This is a genomic window from Lentzea sp. NPDC051213, assembly GCF_044455585.1.
In the GTDB taxonomy this organism is placed as follows: Bacteria; Actinomycetota; Actinomycetes; order Mycobacteriales; family Pseudonocardiaceae; genus Lentzea.
In genome coordinates, this window is the sequence record NZ_JBITEX010000005.1 from 717,480 (window position 1) to 731,912 (window position 14,433).

Here is a 14,433-nt window from a genome sequence, read left to right on the forward strand (position 1 = left end):
GCTTGTGAGGTTCCCGCTCGAACACCGCGAACGTCACCCCTGATGGTCCCCGGTGACGAGCTGGTCGGCCGCGACTTCGCGTGCCGGCACCTCGCCCCGCGCCCGTGAGACCACCCGCGGGACTAGTCGATCGTGGAGACGAGCTTCTGCAGTTCCCGCTCGAAGTCGATCCAGAGGTCTTCCTCGCCGGGCTGGACGATGTCGTAAGAGCTGTCCAGGAACGCCGCCACGTCCTCGGCGAGGGCGCTGAGGATGGCGAACCCGGTCGGCGCGTTCAGCTCGACCAGGACGCGCTCAGGGTCGTCGGAGGCCGGGCGGACGAGGATGTCGCCCTCACCGGACGGGGTCAGCAGGCCGTCGGCCAGCAGGTCGCGGGCGAACATCCACTCCACCCGCCCGGAGCCCGTGTGGAAGACGACGGCGACCGCGTACGGGTCCTCCGCGTCGTAGACGAGCTCAGCCCGCACCGGCGCTGGAGGTGCGCCGGGCGCCAGTAGCTGAAAAGTCGTCTGCGCCGTGACCTTCAGGTTCTCGTTGTTCATGTCGATGTCCTTCCCAGGCTGGTCTCCACGTCCGCTCACAAAGAGGAGACGGCCAAGGAGCCCGATAAGGACGCGATTCGTCTTCGAACCATCCTATTGGGGGAGACGTGCGTCTCACCGTTCAGCGTTTGACCAGGTCGCGCGTCTCGTTTGGTGAGACGGTCTGACCAGCCGAGACGGACCGACGACGGGTCAGCGCGACGCCGAGAAGCACCACGAGCATGCCCGCGACGACCCTTGCGTTGAGTTGCTCTCCCAGGAAGATCGCTCCAAGGAGTACCGAAACCACGGGCAACAGGTAACCGACCGTAGTCGCCGTGGTGGCGCCCTCGTCCGCGATGACGCGGTAGTTGAGGATGAACGCGACGCCGGTGCCGAAGACGCCGAGGATGATCACGGCGGCGATGCCGACCCAGTGCAGGTGCAGCGGCTGCAGGCCGCCGAACGGCGTCGCGAGGATGAGCAGGCCCATCGCGGTGGTCAGCTGCATGGCGGCGAGCTGCGTCGAGCTCGCGCCCGTGTTGACCAGGTAGCGGCCGGCGTAGGTGTAGCCGATGGCGTAGCTCGCGGCGCCCACGAGGCACAGCACCGCGCCCCAGCTGGCGATGCTGTTGGCCTGCTGCCACGGCGCGAAGATCAGCAGCACGCCGGCGAAGCCGAGGCCCAGGCCGAGCATGCGGACCAGGTTGCTGACCTTCTCGGTGCCGAGCACGAGGCCGATGGCCAGCGCGAACAGCGGCGTCGTGGAGTTGAGCACCCCGGACACGCCCGAGTCGACCGTCTGGCCGCCGAACGCGAAGAGCGTGAACGGGATGGCGCTGCCGAACAGCGCCACGAAGAGCATGTGGCCCCAGATCCGCCGGTCGCGGGGCAGTGACATCTTCGCCACGGCGAGCACGGCGAACAGCACGAGCGCCCCGAAGAACGTCCGCACGAGCGAGATCTGCAGAGGAGCGAGGCTCCCCAGTGCGAGCTTCATCCACAGGAAGCTGGATCCCCACAGCAGGGCGAGCACGCCCATCCTGATCAACGTTCCGCGCTGGTTCACAGGTCAACCATGCGTCCTGCGACTCGTAATTACAATTTAATTGTTGTGCAGAACCTTTAAGCTGAGCTGTAAGGTTGAGGCATGCTGGACGTGCGACGCATGCAGGTGCTCAGGGCGGTCGTGACCACGGGTTCCATCACCGCGGCCGCGACGAACCTCGGCTACACCCCGTCCGCGATCTCGCAGCAGGTCGCGGGCCTGGAGAAGCAGGCGGGCCTGCCGCTGCTGGAGCGCGTCGGCAGGGGCATCCGGCCCACCGCGGCCGGGCGGCTGCTCACCGAGCACGCCGGCCGCCTCGCCGAGCAGCTCGCCGAGGCTGAGAGCGCGCTCACGGCGTTGCGGAACGGCTGTGCCGGCACGTTGCGCGTCCGCTACTTCGCGACGGCCGGTGCCGCTCTGGTGCCGCCTGCCGTGGCGCAGTTCCGGGCCGAGCGCGCCGGGGTCGAGCTCGACCTGAAGCTCACCGAGCCCACCGACCCGTTCGAGGAGCTCGCCGCCGGCCGCGCGGACGTCGCGATCACCGTGCTGGAGCCGGACGAGCCCGCACCGGAGGGCATGGTCTCGCGGCACCTGCTCGCCGACCCGTTCTTCGCCGTCCTGCCCCGCGGCCACGCGCTGTCCCGAAAGCGCGTCATCGATCTCGGCGAACTGGCCGACGAGCCGTGGGTCTACGCGGACTGCGGGGCCTCTGGGCCGTGCAAGGACCTGGTGTCGAACGCGTGCGCGGGCGCGGGGTTCTCCCCGAAGGTCGCCGTGGAAAGCGACGACTACGCCACCGCGCAGGGATTCGTGGCCGCCGGGCTCGGCGTCACCATCATTCCCCGGCTCGGCCTGGGATATGCGCATCCTGGCGTTGTCCTGCGCAAGCTCCGCAATCCCGAGCCGGTGCGGCACATTCACGTCGTGTACCGCGAGGAAGCCGCGTGGAATCCCGCTGTGGTGGCTTTGGCGGAAGCGTTGGAGAAGGCCGCGCGGGCCAGCTGACCTGCGCGGTTCTCAGTATCCCTGGGCCGGGCCGAGCAACTTGTCGCTGTGCAGCAGGAAGTTCGGGCTGGCCCACTGGAACGAGATGCCGCGGCGTTCCGTGGTCTTGCCACCGGTCTTCTTGGTGTACTCGACGTCGACTTCCCAGTAGAAGCCTTCTTTTTCGCTGGCGTTCAGGACCTTGGCTTCCTTGATGCCCGACCAGAAGGTCTGGAATCCGCTGTAGCCGCCGGGGTAGCTGCCCTGGAAGTTGGCGTTGCCGAGCTTCCAGGCCTCTTCCGGCGAGCCCGGGGCCGTGCCGAAGTACTCGTTCAGGAAGGCCCGCATGTCCTCCGGCTGGGGCTGGCTGGTCCACTGACCGGCCTTGCCCGCGGACTTCGGCTGCGTCGTCGGGTTGTTGCCGTTGCTGCCCGGCGTCTGGACCGCGGTGTTGCCGCCGGCGTTGTTGTCCGAGCCGCCGCCGTCGTTGTTGTTCGAGATCATGCTCGCGAACATGATGCCGATCACCGCGGCCGCCACGATGGCGAGTGCGGTGTAGACGGTCGACTTCTTGCTCTTGGACGACGACGACTGCGACACGGGCTTCGGGCGCTGCGAGTACTGGGGTGCGGCGGCCGGGCGGTGTTGCTGCTGAGCCTGTGGCTGCTGCTGGATCGGGCGCGGCGGCGTGTGCAGGTCCACCCGCGTCGCCGGCGGCGGCGTGGAGGAGATGGGGCGCGTCGCGGCCGGCTGCGCCTGCTGCACCGGGGCACCGCGCCACGACGGCGGGTGGGTCGGCGCGACCACGGCGGGGGTGAAGGCGGGGGCGGCCTGGCCGTTGGCGACGGCGGCGAGCGCGTCGCGGGCCTCGGCCATGGTCGGGCGGTCTTCCGGCTCCGCGCGCAGCAGGCGCATCAGCAGCGCGGTCAGCGGGCCGGCGTTGCGCGGCGGGTCGACCTTGCCGGAGGCCACCTTGTGCAGCAGCGCGATGGTGTTCTCGCTCAGGCCGAACGGGGGCACGCCCTCGATGGCCGCGTACAGCGTCGAGCCGAGGGAGAACACGTCGGACGGCGAGCCGGGGTCGTAGCCCTTGGCGACCTCGGGTGCGAGGTAGGCGGGGGTGCCGGCGAGCATGCCCGTCGCGGTGACCGTGACGTCACCGGTCGCGCGGGAGATGCCGAAGTCGGTGATCTTGACGGTGCCGTCGTCGCCCAGCAGGACGTTGCCCGGCTTGATGTCGCGGTGCACGATGCCGGCGTTGTGCGCGGCGGCCAGTGCGGAGGCGACCTGCATGCCGATCGACGCCACGTCGCGCGGCGGGAGCGTGCCACGTTCGGAGAGCACCGCGGAGAGGCTCTTGGACGGCAGGTACTCCATCACGAGCCACGGCTGGCTGTCGTCCTCGGCCACGTCGTAGACGGCGACCGCGTGCGGGTGCTGCAGGCGCGCGGCGATGCGGCCCTCCCGCATGGCTCGTCTCTTCGCCTCGTCCGTGTCGGACTCGGCGAGACCGGGCTGCAAGAGCAGCTGCTTGACCGCGACGGTGCGGTGCAGGCGTTCGTCGTGTGCCGTCCAGACGACGCCCATGGCGCCGCTGCCGATCCGCTGGCTCAATCGGTAGCGACCAGCGACCAATCGGCCATCGTCGGTCACAGTTGCTCCCCGCTGTGCGGTCACTTGCTCTCTGTTCAACGGCTGATCACACCTTCGGGTTCAGATCACCCAAAGGTGCGGGTACCCACCTTACGAGATTTCTACTACGTAACAGCGCTTAGCCCTGCTAGGTCGTCGTGGTCGTCGTCGTAGTGGTCGTCGACGACGATGGCTTCGACGGAGGGGTCGTCGTGGTGGTCGTAGTAGTAGTCGTGGTGGTCGTAGTTGTAGTCGTCGTAGTGGTAGACGTCGTTTCGCGCGTTGTCGTTGCCTCGGACGTGGTGGTCGTCACCACGGGGCTCGACGACGTCGTCGGCGCTGACGACGAGGTGCTTGCCGGCGGCGCGGACGGCGTCTCACGATCCTTGTTGAAGACGCCCAGCGCGACCATCAAACCGCCGATGACCAGCAACAACGCCAGGACCACCGCGGCCACCACCAGCGGCCGGTTGTCCTGCTGCCTGCTGGCGGGCGCCATCGGCGGCGCCGTCCGCGGCGGCGAAGTACGTGGCACCGGACGAACCACGCGGGTGCGATCGGGCGCCACGATAGTCGTCGGGTCGGGCCCCGCCGGCACCGGCAGACCGCTGAACGACGGAGACCGTCCGTGGGAGATCGCGTTGAGCAGCTCGCGGGCCTGCCCCATGGTCGGCCGGTCGTCCGGCTCGTAGTTCAGCAGGTACAGCAGCGTGTCGGCGAGCGGGTGGTCGACGGTCGGCGGGTTGATCCGCCCGGCCGCGACGGCGTGCAGAACACCCAGAGTGTTCTCGCTCACTCCGTAGGGTGGCTCGCCCTCCATCGCGGCGAACAGCGTGGATCCGAGCGAGTAGACGTCCGAGGCCGGCGTCGGGTCCTGGCCGCGCGCGATCTCCGGCGCGAGGTAGGCGGGCGTGCCGGCGATCAGGCCGGTCTTGGTGACGGTGATGTCGTCGCTGGCCCGCGAGATGCCGAAGTCGGTGATCTTGACGATGCCGTTCTCGGCGATCAGCACGTTGCCGGGTTTCACGTCGCGGTGCACGATGCCCGCCGCGTGCGCCGCGGACAGCGCGGCCGCGGCCTGGGCGCCGATGCTGGCCACCTCGACCGGGTCCATCGGCCCGCCCTCGGCCAGTGCGTCCGCGAGGCTGTACGACGGCAGGTACTCCATGACCAGGCACGGGACGCCGTCTTCCTCGACGACGTCGTACACGGCGATGGCGTTCGGGTGGTGCAGCTTGGCGGCGATCCGGCCCTCGCGCATGGCGCGCTGGATCGCCTCGTCCTGCTCGGCCACGTCCAGGCCGGGCGCCAGCAGCAGCTGCTTGATGGCGACCTCGCGGCCCAGCCGTTCGTCCTGGGCGCGCCAGACGATGCCCATCGCACCGGAACCGATGCGGTCGATGAAGCGGTAGCGGTCGGCGATCAGACGTCCGTCCGAGGTGTCGGACGTCGTCACGAGACCACTCCGGTGGTGCTCGAGAGTGCCATCCGGTCGCGCGGCGAAGGGGAGACCGCGGCTGCGGCAGCAGGTCCCACGCTCGTGCTCCTCGTGCGGTAGTCAGCGGTCGTCCGGAATGCCCGCACAGGGTACCCCTGCCGTGGGCGGATGCTGAGCTACCGGTTGCGCCTCAGTTCGCCGGGGCGAAGAAGTCGAAGGAGCCGACGGTGTCGCCCACGGTGTTCAGCACCGGGTCGAGGAGGCCGAGGTCCACGCTGACGTCGACCGGGTTGGACGGCGTGGGCAGCGGGTTCGAGCTGGGCGGGGTGTTGCTGCTCGGCGGGTTGGCCGTGGACGAGCTCGGCGGCGGAGGCGTCTGGCTCGACGGCGGCGTGCTCGGCTGGCTGGGCGTGGTCTCCGGCTGCGAGGACGGCGTGCTGGCCGTCGGCGTCTCGGAGGTGGGGTTCTGGGTCGGCTGCTGCGTCTGGGTCTGCTGCGTCGGACGCTGCTGCTGGACGTACGGGGCGACGCGAGTGGTCGGGTCCGTCGTCGGGTCGGCCTGCTGCGTCTCGGTCGCGTCCTGCTCCGGCGTCTTGTTCGACGGCAGCTTCACGACGCCATCGGTGCCGGCGGTCGCGCCGCGGGCCTGGGCGCGCTCGTCGAACCGGACCTCGGCGAGCGGGCGGTCGTCCGGCGAGGTCAGCCACGAGGAGGCGGCGAACGCGACGGAGCCGCAGAGCACGACGCCACCGCTGGCCGCGACGGCCAGCTTGCCGACGGTGAACCCGCCGCGCTGCGTGTCGTCGGAGCGGCCTTCACGGCGCAGCAGCTCGGTGATGTGCAGCTCCTTGGCGGGCTGCTTCTTGGGCTTGCTGCCCGGCGCCTTGACCGACTTGAACTTGATCGTCGGCTCGAACGCCTCGGGGGTGATGTCGTCGGTGATCACCGGGATCGGCATGGTCTCCGCCTCGCGGCGTGCGATCAACTCGGCGACGGACAGCTGTCCGGTCGACTCAGCCGAATCGCTCAGCCGCCGACGATGGTCCTCAATCGACACCGCTCGTTCACCCTTCCAAGTTCGCTCATGCGCACTGGCGGGAACATGGATACCGAATCGTGACCGGAGATGTAACCCCTTTGGGGGAAGTTCCACGAATAAAACAGTGTTTCCGCGACGAGCGGTCACCGTTCGACTGCGAACGGCGATCCCAGTTGGGTGCGGCCTAACTCCGTTGCGCCGAAAGGACCTCGGTGCCGATGATCCGCGGCTGGGTCGTGTCGGTCAGCCAGAAGAGCTGTTCGAGGCGCAACCAGCTGCCGTTGAGCTCCTGCATCGACACCACCGCGAGCACCGAGCCGTCCTGGCGCAGCGACGTCTGGTCGACGTTCACCGTCTTGATCATTCCCCAGGACTCGACGAACTCCTTCGGGTCCGTACCGACCAGGTCCGGTGACAGCAGCTTGGCCGCCGAGTTCGGCTTCGTGGTGAGCAGCTCGTAGAACCGGCGCACCACGTCGACCTGCGGCTGCGGGCCGATCGAGACCTCGGGCGTCGTCGGTTCCGGCGTCTCCAGCAGCAGCGCGGGCGGCTTCGGCATCGGCGTGTCCTGCTGGGTCTGCAACGGCGTGTGCTCGCTCGGCAGCTGCGCGGACAGCACGTCCGGACGCAGCGCGCTCGCGCCGGACAGCGCGATCAGGCGTTCGGAGACCGGGATGCCGGTGTTCGCCGGCCGCTTGCCCGCGAGGATGGCGGCGCCCGCGACGGACGACACCAGCACGATCGCACCGGTAAGCAGTCCGGCGACCTTCGCGGCGCGGCTCTTCTTCGGGGGACGGCGGCGACGGCCGGGGACGATCGGCATCGGCATCGTCAACTCGGCCAGACCGGTCGGACCGAGCAGCGATGTGACGAGTGCGTCGGTGGCGGCTTCCTCGTTGGACGGGATGCGCATCGGGCTCGGCTGCTGCTTGATCAGCTCAGCCACGCTGATCGATCCGGCGCGGGTGTGCCGCCGGCCGGTCGTCGCGGGACGCTGCACTGCTCTGGTCCTCCGTACGTTCCGTGGTCACCAGAAGACGTACCGTGGCCTCACGCGGCAACGCCAGCTTCTCGGCCGACTTCAGTCGTTCGTGGCGTTGGGCGGAGCTCAGGATTCGCTCGAAGGTGCTACTTATTACGGTCGGTAACTCAGGCCGTGACCTTTAGCCACGCCGGCGAGGTTCAGCCTCCGAGTTTCAACCGTTCACCGTTGATCAGCGGGAGCTCACCGAGCGTGAAGCTCAGCTCGCGCTTCTCCGTGGTGACCGAGCCGTCCTTCTTCGTCACCTGCAGCAGGCTCACGGTGAGGCCCTTGCTCGGGTCGACCACGATCTCCTTCACCTCGATCAGCGAGATGTCGGCGAGCCGGCCCTCGAGCAGCGCGTCGGCGTTCGAACGCACGGTGTCCGTCGTCATGGCGAGCGCGGTGTCCGCGTTCGTCGCCATCTCGCGGTAGAAGTGCTCGGTCCGCTGGGCGATCTTGGCGCCGTCCACGACGGGCGCCTGGGTGACCGGGATCGTCGTGATCACCGGCGGTGCGGAACCGGAGGGTTTGACGCTTGTGGCGGAGCCGCTGCCGGGCACGCTGGTACCGGTGCCCGGCACCGGGTAGCCGCGGCCGGTGCCGGCCGTCGTCGGTCTGGTGCCGGTGGCCGACGGGCTGCTGCCGCCCGTGGGCAGCGCGGAGATCAGCGGCACGTCCGCCGGGTAGCCCGGCAGGCCGATCGTCTCCACCGCTCCGCTGCCGCCGACGAGCTTGGCCGCGGCGACGCTCAGCCCGACGAGCACGAGCACCGACGAGACGACGGCGAACCAGGCCGCGCGCTTCCAGGTGCGCGGCGGCGTGACCGAGGCGGGCACCAGGCCGATGTTGAACTTCCGCAGCCCGTCCGTGTCCTGCAGCGGGTCGATCTGGCGGCGGCGGGGTAGCGGGATGCGATCGCCCCCGACGACGGGGCTCACCTGTGCGGCAACGTCGTCGACACGATGTTTGCCCGGCTGTTCGTCCATTCCCGACACCCCTCTGCGACGCAATCAGCGTAGGGCCGTCCGGAGGTACCGATCCAACCTGAAGGGCTAATTCAAGACGAGTGACACCCGGAAGTGTGAAGTTTCTACCTCGGCGGGAGTTGCGCTTGACCGCTGTTCAGTTGCTTGTGCGTCTTCTGCACGCCGTTGATGGCGATCAGGCCGCTGCCGCCCGCGATCAGCGCACCGATCACGTCCGCGCTGGTGCTGTCGCCGCCCGTGATGAGCAGACCGATCGCCGCACCGGCGGTGGCGATGATCGCGGTCTTCCACCTGGTGCGGACGAACTGCGCCACGGGCGCGCCGGCCAGGCCCTTCTTGTTCGCGGCCGAACCGAGCATGGCCAGGTAAGCGTCGTGCGCCAAGGCGGCGAGCAGGCCTGCGATGGCGATCAGTGCGGCGATGATGCCCATGTGTCCAGTGTGCCTGCAGAATTTTTCGGTGGACCATCCGTGATCGCCCTGATATCCGAGTGTCGTGGACATGTTCTGGCACGACGACTGCCTCGAGCACGACGCCGGCGAGGGCCTCTGGGAGCTGCCCGGCTCCTGGCCGTGGCTGGACGTGGCCGAACCGCACCCGGAGAACGCCGCGCGGCTGCGCACGTTCCGGCACGCGCTGAGGCACGGTCCGGTGGCGTCACATCTAACGTGGCACGAGGGGCGGCACGCGTCCGTTGATGAGCTCCTGCGCGTGCACACGGCGGAGCACCTCGACTCGTTGCGTGTGTCCACGCGTGTGCCGCTGGATGTGAACACGGTCGTGGGGCCCGAGACGTGGCGTGCGGTGTGCGCGGCGGCGGGGACTTCGTTGGCCGCGCTGGAGTCCGGTGCGCCGCTGGCCTACGCGCTCGTGCGGCCGCCCGGTCACCACGCGCAGCCGTCGATGGCGGACGGGTACTGCTTCGTGAACAACGCCGCGCTGGTGGCGGAGACCGCGCGGCGGCAGGGGATGCGGGTCGCCGTGCTGGACTGGGACGTGCACCACGGCAACGGCACGCAGGAGGTGTTCTACGACCGGCCCGACGTGCTGACCATCTCGGTGCACATGAGGCACGGGTCGTGGGGGACGAACCATCCGCAGACCGGTGCGCCGTCGGAGGTGGGCGCGAACGGGCGGAACGTGAACATCGAGCTGTCTTTGGGTGCGGGCGACACGGCTTATCTGCGCGCGCTGGACGAGATCGCGTTCCCGCTGCTGCGTGAGTTCGCCCCGGATCTGCTGGTGTGCGCGTCCGGGTTCGACGGGTCGGCGTTCGACCCCAACGGGCGGCACAACCTGACGGCGGCGGGCTACCGGGAGATCGGACGGCGGGTGGCGGCGTCCGGGCCGCGGGTGGTGCTCACACAGGAGGGCGGCTACCTGCGCGGATACGCCGCGTTGTGCCTGCACGCGCTGGTCGAGGGCCTGCTGCGGCTGCCGGAGCCGTTGCTCGAGGATCCGCTGGCCTACGTGCCGGACGACGCCCAGCTCGTGGATGTGGACTTCGCACGCGTGTATGAGGCGCTGAAGCCTTTTTGGCCCGGCGTGCTCTGACGCCGGGCCCCAGGGCGTGCCGTCTACCTGCCGAGCGGGCCGCGGCCCATCTTCAGCAGGATCATCGCGAGGTCCTTGCCCTCAGGACCGAGCGGCCGGTAGCGGTTGAGCACGTCGATCTCGCGGTTGTGCACGATCTTCGTGCCGCCGGCCGCCATCCGGGCCGCACCGATGATCTTGGATACCTCGACGCGGCGTTGCACGAGGCGCAGTATTTCCGCGTCCAGGTGGTCGATCTCCTGGCGCAGGTCGTTGATGTCCGGTTCGGTGGTGGTGTCCATCGTTTGGTGCCTCTCGACTCTTCGAGTCCTGGCCCGGCAGCAGCGAAGCCCCGGGGTCCGAGGACTCCGGGGCTTCGTGGTGGCTTTTCAGCGCTAGACGACCACGGGAGCCGGAGTCCGGATCCCGTAGAAAAACTCGAAGAACGTCACGCGCACGTTTACAGTGTTGCACAGAACCCGCGGTAGCCGCCAAGCCGCGCGGGTGAGAGGGCTCACCAGGTGAGACGCTCCGGTGCGAAGTTGCGTCGTCTGACGTACCGCACGGCCGTGGCAGGCCCATACAGTCGTCGCGTACTCGATCTGAGACCACCAAAGGGGTCACTGTGAAGTACGTACTGCGGGTTGCTGCTGCTCTCGCGCTGTGCGCCATGTCAGCCACAACCGCCGCGTCCGCTCCCGCCGAGCACGACGTCCTGGATGCGGAGCACGCCTTCGCCACCGTCGACCTGGTCGCCGGCAAGGGCTGGATGACCGTGCCAGACCCCGGCAACCGCTGGGGAACCAGGGGCGGCATCTCCGGTCAGTTCCACGTCGACATCACCAACTCGGCCGGGCACGACGAGCGAGGCCTGTCCGTCTTCGTCTCCCTCCCGACCTACTACCTCGACGTCACGGGGTACGAGGGTGAGGACTGGAACTGCCAGGACGTGAACGACGGCGCCGGCGCCGAGGGCCTCAGGTGCACGCAGAACCACCTCATCGTGCACGAGGAGGCCTGGCCGCGGCTCACGGTCTTCACGCGGGCTCGATCCGAGTACTACAAGGACACCATCGACGTCTATGCCGACGCCGGTGGCCACAGGACGGTGCACGCGGGGACCGCGTTCCTGATCGACACCAGCACCTGATCGATTTCCGAACAAAAACTGGGGATGACGTTGAGGAAGTACGTACTCGGGGTGGCCGCTGCCCTCATGCTGTCGGCCGCCGCTGTTTCACCTGCCCAGGCGGAGCCCGGCTTCGCCTCGATCGAGCTCACGCGGGTCGACGGCTGGGTCCAGGCCGGACCGGACTACTGGGCCATGAGGCAGAACACGCCGGGCTCGTTCGCGGTCGACATCACCAGCCAGGCCGGCCACGACGAGCAGGGCCTGTCCGTCTTCATCTCGTTCCCGACGGACAACCTCGAAGTCACCGGCTACGAGGGTGACGACTGGACGTGCTGGGACGTGAACGAGGGTCTTGGCGCCGAGGGCATCAGGTGCACGCAGCCGCACCTCATCGTGCACGGCGAGGCGTGGCCGACCCTGGAGGTCTACACGCTCACCATCAGGGACCACACAGACAGCATCGACGTGTACGCCGAGACCGACGGCCACCAGGCGCACGCCACGCAGCCCTACTCGGTCAGCTCTCCGCTCTGATCTCCGCTCTGACGGATCCACGGTCGGGCGGTACAGGTTTTGTCGGTGCCGCCCGGTACCGTGGATGAACGATGAGCGCCTTGTTCGACTTGCCTTCAAGTCCCCCCGTTTCCCGCGCGGGTCACCTGCTCGACGATCTGAACCCCGCGCAGCGCCGTGCCGTCGAGCACGCCGGTTCGCCACTGCTAGTGGTGGCGGGCGCCGGCTCCGGCAAGACGCGTGTCCTCACCAGGCGGATCGCGTATCTGCTCGCGGAACGTGACGTGCATCCGGGCCAGATCATGGCCATCACGTTCACGAACAAGGCCGCCGCGGAGATGAAGGAGCGCGTCGCCGACATGGTGGGCGCACGCGCCCGTTCGATGTGGGTGTCGACGTTCCACTCGATGTGCGTCCGGGTCATGCGCCGCGACGCGAAAACCCTTGGCATGTCGTCGAACTTCTCGATCTACGACAGCGACGACACGCGCAGGCTCATCACGCTCGTCGCCCGGGATCTGGACCTCGACCCGAAGAAGTACGCCGCCCGCACGCTCGCGGTGCACATCTCGAACCTCAAGAACGAGCTCATCGACGCCGAGACCGCCACGGCCCAGGCCACGAACGACCTGGAGCGCCGCGTAGCCGAGGTCTACACCGTCTACCAACGGCGCCTGGGCGAGTCGAACTCGCTCGACTTCGACGACCTGATCATGAAGACGGTCGAGCTCCTGCAGGCGTTCCCGGACGTGGCCGAGCACTACCGCCGCCGCTTCCGGCACGTGCTGGTCGACGAGTACCAGGACACGAACCACGCGCAGTACACCCTGGTGCGCGAGCTGGTCGGCAAGGCAGGCGGCGAACTCCCGCCGGCCGAACTGTGCGTGGTGGGTGACGCGGACCAGTCGATCTACGCGTTCCGCGGCGCCACCATCCGCAACATCGTGGAGTTCGAGCGCGACTACCCGGACGCCACCACGATCCTGCTGGAGCAGAACTACCGCTCCACGCAGAACATCCTGACGGCCGCGAACGCCGTGATCTCCCGCAACCCGAACCGCCGCGCCAAGACGCTCTGGAGCGACCTGGGCGAGGGCGAGAAGATCGTCGGCTACGTAGCCGACAACGAGCACGACGAGGCCGCGTTCGTGGCCAACGAGATCGACAGGCTGGTAGACGGCGGCGAGGTCAACAACTCCGAGATCGCCGTCTTCTACCGCACGAACAACCAGTCGCGAGTCTTCGAAGAGATCTTCATCCGCCTGGGCCTCCCGTACCGAGTGGTAGGCGGCGTCCGCTTCTACGAGCGCCGCGAAGTCCGCGATGCCCTGGCATACCTGCGAACCCTGGCCAACCCAGAAGACACGGTCTCCCTGCGCCGCATCCTGAACGTCCCGAAGCGAGGCATCGGCGACCGAGCAGAAGCCTGCGTCTCCGCCTACGCAGAACGCGAACGCATCAGCTTCGCCGCAGCCCTCCGCGAAGCGGTGGAAGACCGCGTCCCGATGCTGAACCCCCGCTCCCGCAACGCAATCGCGGGTTTCGTGGAAATGATGGACCAGCTGGGCGAGATGGTCGAACGCGAAGACGACGTGGCCGACATCCTCGAAGCCGTCCTGGAAAAGACCGGCTACCGCACCGAGCTGGAAGCCAGCGAAGACCCCCAGGACCACACCCGCGTAGAAAACCTGAACGAGCTGGTGACGGTAGCCCGCGAGTTCACCGAACTGGAACTCCCAGAGGGCGCCGACCCGGTCCCCTCCCTCCCAGCCTTCCTGGAGCGAGTCTCCCTGGTGGCAGACGCCGACTCGATCCCAGACGCAGAGTCCGACGGCGTGGTGACCCTGATGACCGTCCACACCGCCAAGGGCCTCGAATACCCAGTCGTCTTCAGCACGGGTTGGGAAGACGGCGTGTTCCCGCACATGCGAGCCCTAGGCGACCCGGCAGAACTGGCCGAAGAGCGCCGCCTGGCCTACGTGGGCATCACCCGAGCCCAACGCCGCCTGTACCTCTCCCGAGCCCTGGTCCGCTCAGCCTGGGGCCAGCCCTCGGCAAACCCGGCCTCCCGCTTCCTGGGCGAGATCCCCGCAGACCTGCTCGACTGGCGCCGAGTGGAACCCTCCCGCTCCGCCCCAGCAGCAGCCACGACCTGGAACCGCTCAGCCTCCGGCGGCATAGCCTCCCGCGGCCTGTCCCGCCCAGCCCCAGGCAAGGCGGGCTGGAAGGACGCCCCAGCTATGAAGCTGGAGGTAGGCGACCGCGTAACCCACGACAAGTACGGCCTGGGCCGAGTGGTGGCGGTAGACGGAGCGGGCCTGAGGGCCACAGCAACGATCGACTTCGGCGGCTCCGGCACGGTCCGCCTGATGCTGATCGGCAGCGTCCCGATGACAAAGCTCTAACCCAGCCCAAGCACACGCTCCCCGCGCAGCAGAACCAGAACTCGCGGGGACCTAAGCGACGCCGCATGCGAGCCACCCGCGACGGCGAAGACATCCCAGTTGCTGGGGATGTCAAGCGGCGGTTGTGTTGGTGTGGTGTGCCCAGGCGGTGGTCTCGTCGTAGTGGGTGTGGGTTTTG

At 68.5% G+C, this 14,433-nt stretch carries 13 protein-coding genes and 1 pseudogene; 5 read left to right on the forward strand and 9 right to left on the reverse strand.

Annotated features, from left to right (window positions below; all coding sequences use genetic code 11):
* Positions 1 to 122: 122 nt before the first annotated feature.
* Together ACIA8G_RS26040 and ACIA8G_RS26045 are read right to left on the reverse strand one after the other, a co-directional pair.
* Complete coding sequence (locus ACIA8G_RS26040; RefSeq protein ID WP_396421236.1) at positions 123 to 542, reverse strand: SsgA family sporulation/cell division regulator; 420 nt, start codon at positions 540 to 542, stop codon at positions 123 to 125.
* A gap of 121 nt (positions 543 to 663) precedes the next feature.
* The gene (locus tag ACIA8G_RS26045; RefSeq protein WP_396421237.1) at positions 664 to 1,590 is read right to left on the reverse strand and encodes a DMT family transporter; all 927 of its coding nucleotides are present in this window, start codon (positions 1,588 to 1,590) and stop codon (positions 664 to 666) included.
* An 81-nt stretch (positions 1,591 to 1,671) separates the two neighbouring features.
* On the opposite strand from ACIA8G_RS26045, the gene ACIA8G_RS26050 reads away from it, so the two are divergent.
* Complete coding sequence (locus tag ACIA8G_RS26050) at positions 1,672 to 2,574, forward strand: LysR family transcriptional regulator (protein WP_396421238.1); 903 nt, start codon at positions 1,672 to 1,674, stop codon at positions 2,572 to 2,574.
* A gap of 12 nt (positions 2,575 to 2,586) precedes the next feature.
* Here the strand turns inward: ACIA8G_RS26050 and ACIA8G_RS26055 are convergent, their stop codons facing one another.
* The 6 genes from ACIA8G_RS26055 to ACIA8G_RS26080 all read right to left on the reverse strand — a co-directional run bounded on the left by ACIA8G_RS26055 (position 2,587) and on the right by ACIA8G_RS26080 (position 9,103).
* Positions 2,587 to 4,206, reverse strand: a complete 1,620-nt coding sequence (locus ACIA8G_RS26055) for a protein kinase (protein ID WP_396421239.1) — start codon at positions 4,204 to 4,206, stop codon at positions 2,587 to 2,589.
* Between the two features lie 127 nt (positions 4,207 to 4,333).
* Complete coding sequence (locus tag ACIA8G_RS26060) at positions 4,334 to 5,641, reverse strand: serine/threonine-protein kinase (protein ID WP_396421240.1); 1,308 nt, start codon at positions 5,639 to 5,641, stop codon at positions 4,334 to 4,336.
* A 172-nt stretch (positions 5,642 to 5,813) separates the two neighbouring features.
* Entirely contained in the window at positions 5,814 to 6,680 is an 867-nt protein-coding gene (locus ACIA8G_RS26065) for a hypothetical protein (protein ID WP_396421241.1), read from the reverse strand.
* Between the two features lie 166 nt (positions 6,681 to 6,846).
* A complete protein-coding gene (locus tag ACIA8G_RS26070; protein WP_396421242.1) occupies positions 6,847 to 7,662 on the reverse strand; it encodes a hypothetical protein in 816 nt (271 codons plus the stop codon).
* A 182-nt stretch (positions 7,663 to 7,844) separates the two neighbouring features.
* Positions 7,845 to 8,672, reverse strand: a complete 828-nt coding sequence (locus tag ACIA8G_RS26075; protein ID WP_396421243.1) for a hypothetical protein — start codon at positions 8,670 to 8,672, stop codon at positions 7,845 to 7,847.
* Positions 8,673 to 8,776: 104 nt separating this feature from the next.
* On the reverse strand, positions 8,777 to 9,103 hold the full coding sequence (locus tag ACIA8G_RS26080) for a hypothetical protein (RefSeq protein ID WP_396421244.1): 327 nt from the start codon (positions 9,101 to 9,103) through the stop codon (positions 8,777 to 8,779).
* Positions 9,104 to 9,173: 70 nt separating this feature from the next.
* Between ACIA8G_RS26080 and ACIA8G_RS26085 the strand changes: the two genes are divergently transcribed.
* Positions 9,174 to 10,226 (forward strand): histone deacetylase, encoded by a 1,053-nt coding sequence (locus ACIA8G_RS26085; protein ID WP_396421245.1) that lies wholly within the window; start codon positions 9,174 to 9,176, stop codon positions 10,224 to 10,226.
* A 23-nt stretch (positions 10,227 to 10,249) separates the two neighbouring features.
* Here ACIA8G_RS26085 and ACIA8G_RS26090 read toward each other — a convergent pair.
* Positions 10,250 to 10,546 (reverse strand): annotated as a pseudogene (locus tag ACIA8G_RS26090) (chorismate mutase); the annotation flags it as partial.
* Positions 10,547 to 10,830: 284 nt separating this feature from the next.
* Between ACIA8G_RS26090 and ACIA8G_RS26095 the strand changes: the two are divergent.
* From ACIA8G_RS26095 to pcrA, 3 genes are all read left to right on the forward strand, one after another.
* Positions 10,831 to 11,355, forward strand: coding sequence for a hypothetical protein (locus ACIA8G_RS26095; RefSeq protein ID WP_396421246.1), 525 nt, complete (start codon positions 10,831 to 10,833; stop codon positions 11,353 to 11,355).
* A gap of 24 nt (positions 11,356 to 11,379) precedes the next feature.
* Positions 11,380 to 11,871: a hypothetical protein gene (locus ACIA8G_RS26100; RefSeq protein ID WP_396421247.1), complete on the forward strand. Its 492-nt coding sequence runs from the start codon at positions 11,380 to 11,382 to the stop codon at positions 11,869 to 11,871.
* Positions 11,872 to 11,942: 71 nt separating this feature from the next.
* Positions 11,943 to 14,255: a DNA helicase PcrA gene (gene pcrA / locus ACIA8G_RS26105; RefSeq protein WP_396421248.1), complete on the forward strand. Its 2,313-nt coding sequence runs from the start codon at positions 11,943 to 11,945 to the stop codon at positions 14,253 to 14,255.
* Positions 14,256 to 14,433: the final 178 nt, after the last annotated feature.

Bases quoted from the DNA above. Each gene is read 5' to 3' on its own strand.
- ACIA8G_RS26075 (WP_396421243.1), bottom strand. From the start codon at position 8,672: ATGGACGAACAGCCGGGCAAACATCGTGTCGACGACGTTGCCGCACAG.
- ACIA8G_RS26080 (WP_396421244.1), bottom strand. From the start codon at position 9,103: ATGGGCATCATCGCCGCACTGATCGCCATCGCAGGCCTGCTCGCCGCC.
- ACIA8G_RS26100 (WP_396421247.1), top strand. From the start codon at position 11,380: ATGACGTTGAGGAAGTACGTACTCGGGGTGGCCGCTGCCCTCATGCTG.
- pcrA (WP_396421248.1), top strand. From the start codon at position 11,943: ATGAGCGCCTTGTTCGACTTGCCTTCAAGTCCCCCCGTTTCCCGCGCG.
- ACIA8G_RS26040 (WP_396421236.1), bottom strand. From the start codon at position 542: ATGAACAACGAGAACCTGAAGGTCACGGCGCAGACGACTTTTCAGCTA.
- ACIA8G_RS26050 (WP_396421238.1), top strand. From the start codon at position 1,672: ATGCTGGACGTGCGACGCATGCAGGTGCTCAGGGCGGTCGTGACCACG.
- ACIA8G_RS26085 (WP_396421245.1), top strand. From the start codon at position 9,174: ATGTTCTGGCACGACGACTGCCTCGAGCACGACGCCGGCGAGGGCCTC.